This window comes from Bradyrhizobium sp. IC3123 (assembly GCF_020193625.1).
GTDB lineage: Bacteria > Pseudomonadota > Alphaproteobacteria > Rhizobiales > Xanthobacteraceae > Bradyrhizobium > Bradyrhizobium yuanmingense.
Genome location: NZ_JADYVF010000028.1, coordinates 21,458 through 27,457 on the forward strand (window position 1 = coordinate 21,458; position 6,000 = coordinate 27,457).

The 6,000-nt window shown below is 61.2% G+C and carries 5 protein-coding genes; 3 read left to right on the forward strand and 2 right to left on the reverse strand.

Translation table 11 applies throughout. The features are described from left to right. Positions 1-228: 228 nt before the first annotated feature. Entirely contained in the window at positions 229-2,607 is a 2,379-nt protein-coding gene (locus I6F20_RS37100; RefSeq protein WP_225131435.1) for a type I restriction enzyme HsdR N-terminal domain-containing protein, read from the forward strand. After that, positions 2,607-3,662: a DUF3800 domain-containing protein gene (locus I6F20_RS37105; protein ID WP_225131437.1), complete on the forward strand. Its 1,056-nt coding sequence runs from the start codon at positions 2,607-2,609 to the stop codon at positions 3,660-3,662. Before I6F20_RS37100 ends, I6F20_RS37105 begins: the two co-directional genes overlap by 1 nt. 191 nt (positions 3,663-3,853) lie before the next feature. Here I6F20_RS37105 and I6F20_RS37110 read toward each other — a convergent pair whose 3' ends face one another. Continuing rightward, positions 3,854-4,807, reverse strand: coding sequence for an AEC family transporter (locus I6F20_RS37110; RefSeq protein WP_225131439.1), 954 nt, complete (start codon positions 4,805-4,807; stop codon positions 3,854-3,856). Positions 4,808-4,913: 106 nt separating this feature from the next. Between I6F20_RS37110 and hspQ the strand changes: the two genes are divergently transcribed. After that, positions 4,914-5,246 (forward strand): heat shock protein HspQ, encoded by a 333-nt coding sequence (hspQ, locus tag I6F20_RS37115; protein ID WP_024341905.1) that lies wholly within the window; start codon positions 4,914-4,916, stop codon positions 5,244-5,246. A gap of 73 nt (positions 5,247-5,319) precedes the next feature. Here the strand turns inward: hspQ and I6F20_RS37120 are convergent. Further along, the coding region (locus I6F20_RS37120; protein ID WP_225131441.1) for an invasion associated locus B family protein at positions 5,320-6,000 on the reverse strand (681 nt) is incomplete at its 5' end.

Genomic DNA, 6,000 nt, shown 5'->3' on the forward strand with positions numbered 1-6,000 from the left:
CGCAAGCCATTGATCTAAATGTCTTTTTGTAGATATCGACGACCGAGACTTCATGCTGCGCATCATCGTGAGTGGAGACGCCAGACTGTGGTAGCGCGGCCCCTTTGAAATCCCCATATCTTGCAACGAATAGCTTGACGCTTTCTCGTCAGTCCGAACGATCCCTTCGTAGCTGCTGCAAACGCACTTCGGGAAGGCTCAGGCCATTTTTTAGATCGATGGATTTCGATGACTGCGACACAATTGACGAGATCCCCAACCGAGGCTGACCTCGAAGCCGAAATCCCCCGAGCCATCCGCAAGGTGTTTCCGTGGCTGCCCGCGGATGCGATCCGCCATCAAACCAGATTTTCTTTCAACTTCGGGCACGCAACCATCGATATCGAGGGGGCCAGGAATTTCCAAGCGGAAGGGCGCACCGACGCCTTGGTTCGTTGGAACGAGACGCCGCTCGCTGTGCTCGAGTTAAAGCGCGCGGGACTCGCCCTCACGGCGGCCGATGTTGCGCAAGCCCTATCCTACGCGAGCGTGATCCGGCCACGGTTCCCGCTGGTGGTCGTGACCAACGGCGACGAGACGCGCATTCTTGACTCCTACAGCGGCGAGGAACTTGAGCCCGGCTCCATGTCCGAGGAAACATTCCACAAACTCGTCACCGCTGCCGCCAAAGCCGCCGGTCACGACCTGAAGAACGCCGTCAGCACGCTGATGGGATCACATCCCACGGTATGGATGCAGGCCGTACGAGGCGCGTCCCAAGCGTATGTCGACGAGCTGAGCGGCGCGTGGGACGACCCGACGCGGCCGTTCGTACGTGGCTTTCTGTTCCCGCGCAAGGCCTCCGCAGTGGTCGAAGCGGAGTTGGAGCGAGGCAAGCGACTACTGTTGGTTGAGGGCGCGCCGCTGGTCGGCAAGAGTAGCCTGCTGCGCGAGATGGTGTGGCGTACGGCGGACTCTGCCGATATGGCGGTCCTGTTCATTCCGGCGGACGAAGGCAGTGGCGTCTTCCAAGCCGTTGCCGATCTTCTCACCTCGGCGCTGGCTTGGCCGGTCACTGCCGAAGAAGCTCGCACGTGGCTTGCTCGGCTCTCGCGCGCGGACGGCCCGGCTCTCGTTCTTGCGGTTGACGGCGTCGGTCCTGAGCACGATCGGCTGCGGCGTGATCTGGAGGATCTGAGTTCACCGAACTTCGGCGCACAGTTGCGGCTAGTGGTGACGGTCGACGATGCGGTGGTCAAAAAACTCGTGGATCATGCCAAGGGACGACAGGCATCGGCGATTGGACGACGCGTAGACGCAAGGATTGAACTGGACTTGCTCGACGACGACGAGTTCGAACAGGCGGCGGGACAGTTGTGGGATCATCGCTTGGCTGTCATGCACGGCAGCCAATCGACGGCTGAGCTGCGGGTACCATGGATTTTGCGCGCACTTGGCGGTCGGTACGCACCCGATCCCGGCGAAAGGCTCAACCGGGCCGCTGTGCTCCCTGCGCAGCTGAGCCTCGATCTGATCGGTCACACGCGCGAGCGATTCCGCAACGACGAGCTCCGCCGGCAATTTCGCGAGATTGCCAAGGCTGTCCTGACCGATGCGGAAGATACCAAGCGTCCGATCGCTTTGATGCTGGAGTCGATGGCAACCTTCGTCGTTCGCCGCCAAACGTTGTTACAATTCCTTGCGCTCAGCGAGGTCGAAAGCCTGATGACGCGCGGATACCTAAAACCAAGTCTTCATGCCTCCGGGGAGCCGGTGCTATTTGTGCGCCTGCCCGAACTGCTTGCCAGCGAAGCATCCGCCGTTCTTTCCCCCGATCTGATTGAGCGCGCGCGCAATGATGCTGCTGATATGGCCCGTTCGCTGGTCGAGATAACGTCGCGTCTTCCACTTGGCGATATCATCGCCGCCTGCGCTTTCGCCGATGCGATGATGCATGGCAACTCCGGCGTCCCGTTGGATGCTGTGTCCGCGCTGGTCGAGATGCCGCCGAAGAAGACGCCCATCACACCCGGCATGAAGGTTGCGATGCATGTTCCTGGCATAGGCATGATGGACATGACGTTTCAGGATGACGGCTCCTTTGTCGGTGAGTTCAAAGGCCACCGCCATACCTTCCCGGTTGATCCAGACGAAGGTCTCGGTGAGATGATAGGCGATTACCATGCTTGGCTGATCCTCTCGCATTTGGCCGGGCAGCGCATCGGATTTATTCGTCAGGACGAGACTGTGCGGATTGATTTGGAACTACTCGCCAAGATCGGTCGGTGCCCGCATGTGCTCCGTCGGCCCGATACCGTCATTCACAGCCGGGGGGTCCTGACCCATCACATCACTGGGTACGGCCAAATTGTCTGCCATGCCGCCGGCATCGTCGAGCCCCTCACATTTTCTCTATTCAGGCGCGTGAGTGAGGAAGGGCCGGCTTTGGAGGATTGGATTCGCAGCGTCGTCGCAGAAGGCTCCTTGGCGCTTCTAGCCCGCCTCGACGCTGCGCTGCGCGAGACTGCGAAGCTTGCAGACAATGTACGACGGCCTTGGGCTCAACGGATGTTGTCCGAGTTCGTCGGTCCGGCCTTTAGAGACGCCTTGCAACGCGCGGCGATCTGATGCACGCCTCGCTCCTGCGAGCCCGTCCGTCAGCCTCGTCGGCTCGCAACTTCTATATCGACGAGAGCGGAAACTCCGGCGACCTTGTGAAGGGGGGCGATGCGCTCGATTTCGGACAGCAACCGGTGTTCGTGCTGGCTGGACTTGGAGTCGATGACAGCGAGGGCCTTGCGAGCGCGCTTGAACGGCTCCGCCTGCGGCACCGCATCAAGACTCCCGAGTTAAAATCGTCGACCTTGAAAAACAAGCCGGGGTTCGTGGCGGACTTGATCGCATATTTGGAAGAGGGTCGTTGCCCAGTTTTCATCGAGGTGGTCGAGAAGCGGTTTTTCATTTGCACCACGATGGTCAACCATTTTGTCATCCCGCCGGTTGCGGGGGAATTCGATCGCCGTGCCGACGTGATCCGGATGAAGAACGCAGTTGCGGAGTATCTCCACGCCTTGATGCCGCTCAACGTCATACGGGCATATATCGACGCCTGCACGGCCCCTTCGGTTCTATTGACCCGGCGTGCGTTTGTCGAGCTGCTCGGATGGCTGCAAAGCCGTATGCCGGACGATAGCAACGCGGAATTCGTGCATGAGATCGTGGCGGACAGTTTCGCCGATTTTGAGACTGACGCTAAGAGTCTGGAGCCCGACCGTCGGGCGTTTCTTCCTGTGCCTGACCTTAGCAAAGCGGGGAAGCCGTACTGGCTTCTGCCGAACCTCTCGTCGTTCACAAATCTCTACGCGCGTATCAATCTCTTCCGAGGTAAGGAGATGGACGGTGTCCAGATCATCCACGATGAGCAACTGCAATACGATCACGTGCTCGACGACGGAAAACGTGCATGCGAGGAATTCGCGGAGCGGGGCCTGACCTGGCCCTTGCCGCACGCCGACTACGGCTTCACTCAAGGCGCGCATCTTACCTTTGCTTCCTCGAACGCGTCGGCAGGGATTCAAACCGCCGATGTGATCGCAGGTTTCGTGATGCGGTATGTTCAAAGCATCAATACCAATGCGAAGATGCCCTCCCGCAATCCGTTAGAGCCTTTCAGTCGCTGCTAGAACTGGCTGAGCCCGAGCGCGGCACTGGGGCTCAATTTCGTCGTTTCTCGCGCCGATTTCGCACGGCTCAGCCTGATGCGCGCCTGACTGCTACGTTAGGCCGCGCGAGGCTGCGCCAATTCATCTAGCATCTTGCGGCCAAGTTCGTTGATAGTGCTGAAGTCGGCAAGCATCCGCATTTCCTGCCCCGCTTAAGGAAACGCCAACCGTCCCGTCTGGATCGCCCACATCACGCTGGTCAGCGTGACCACCGACGCGAAGGTGCCGAGCAGGACCGCGACCGAGGCGGACTCGATCCAGGCATCGTTCTGCCGGGCGATGACGAACACGTTGAGCGCCGGCGGCAGCGCGGCCATCAGCACGGCGGTGGCGGCCCAGGGCTGCGCGAACGGACCGAACGCCAGCATCAAGGCGAACGCCGCGAGCGGATGGATCAGCAGCTTGACCGCGATCACGCCCGGCACCTCCCACGGCACCCGATCGAACGGGCGGAGCGCCACGGTCACGCCGAGCACGAACAGCGCGGTCGGCGCGGCCGCGTTCTGCAGGAAGGTGATGGTGCGGTCGAGCGCGACCGGCAGCTCGATATGCAGCGCCGCCACCGCCGCGCCGAAGCAAGCCGACATGATCAGCGGATTGAGCACGATCTGCTTCAGCACGACGCCGAAAGCATGGACGAGCGAGGGATGGTCGCGGTCGGAAAGCTCGATCAAGAGCGGCACGATCGTGAACAGGAAGATGCTGTCGCAGCAGAAGATCAGCGCGGTCGGCGCGGCCGCCTTCGGCCCCAGCACTGCGAGTGCGAGGCCCGGGCCCATATAGCCGATATTGCCGTAGCCGCCGGAGAGGCCCGCGAGCGTCGCTTCGCGCAGCGTCAGCCGTCCGAATAGCTTGCCGACCACCAGTGCCAGCGTGAATGCCGCGACCGTCGCCAGCGTCGTCGCCATCAGGAACGGCGGGTTATTCAATTCCGAAAACGGCGTCTTCGACATGATCGCAAACAGCAGCGCCGGCAGCGACACGTAGAGCAGGAAGAAGTTCATCCAGGCGAGCCCCGATTCCGGGATGGACTTGACCTTCCCGCAAGCGAAACCGACGAAGATCAAGCCGAAATAAGGCAGCGCCAGATTGAGGATATCGACCATTGCTGAAGTTTTTTCTGAAGGCTTGGGGGCTATCCGCCCCGGAGACGAAGGTTAATTCCAGCTGAGGGCACTAGCATCGGCCACAATCCTGGTCTATCGACGGGGGATGATTAAAGCGCGGACCGCCAAATTCCAGATCGGACAGGTCGTTCGCCACCGGATCTTCTCGTTCCGGGGGGTGATTTTCGACATCGATCCGGAATTCAACAACACCGAGGAATGGTGGTTGTCCATTCCCGAGGAAGTGCGGCCCCACAAGGACCAGCCGTTCTATCACCTGCTCGCGGAGAACGCGGAATCCGAATACGTCGCCTATGTCTCGGAGCAGAACCTGTTGCCGGACGATTCCGGCGAGCCGGTCCGGCATTCCCAGGTCGCCGAGATCTTCGTCAAGGACAAGGCCGGCGGCTATCGCCCGCGCAATCCCTCGCTGAACTGATCGTCGTGATCGTCGGCCAGCAAAAAAGGCGCTCGAACCGAGCGCCTTTTTCACGTCCGGGATTTGCTCCCGATTACTTCTGACCGGTCGGAGCCGCGCCCGGTGCGCCACCACCCTGCTGCTCGAGCTTCTTGCGCTGCTCTTCGGCCTTCTTCTGCAGCTCTTCCTGCAGCTTCTTCTGGGTTTCCTCGAACACCTTCGGATCGGTCGGCGGACCGTCATAGGCCTTCTGGAATTCGCCGGCGAGCGGCAGCGGCAGCGTCAGCGGCGCGCCGTTGGCATTGATCGCCTGGACAACGAGATTCTGGCCCTTCTTCATGTTGTTGATGAGCTCGGGCGTGGCCTCGTAGTCGGACATGCAGCCGTTCTGGAAGCAGATCACATAGGGCTGCTGCAGCGGCGCGTTGCTGTCGACGATGATGCGGGTGCCGTGCACGAGCTGCATGCCGAGCGGCAGCGTCACGCGCAGGATCTTCTTGGGCTCGCCTTCCGGCTCGATGATCACGGCCGCGATGACCGGCTGGCCCGATTCGATACGGCCGTCCTTGCCGGTGAAGCAGACCTGCTTGGCATTGGCGTCCTGGCCCTTGAGGCAGAACTTGGTCCAGGGCGCATAGATCAGCTGGATCTGCTGATCGGCGGGCTGAGCTGCGCCCTGCTGCGGGGCGCCTTGCTGCGGGGGAGCCTGAGGGGATGCTGCGGGCGCCGGAGCCTTGGGAGCTGCCTTGGGAGCAGCCGCCTTCGGAGCCGGGGC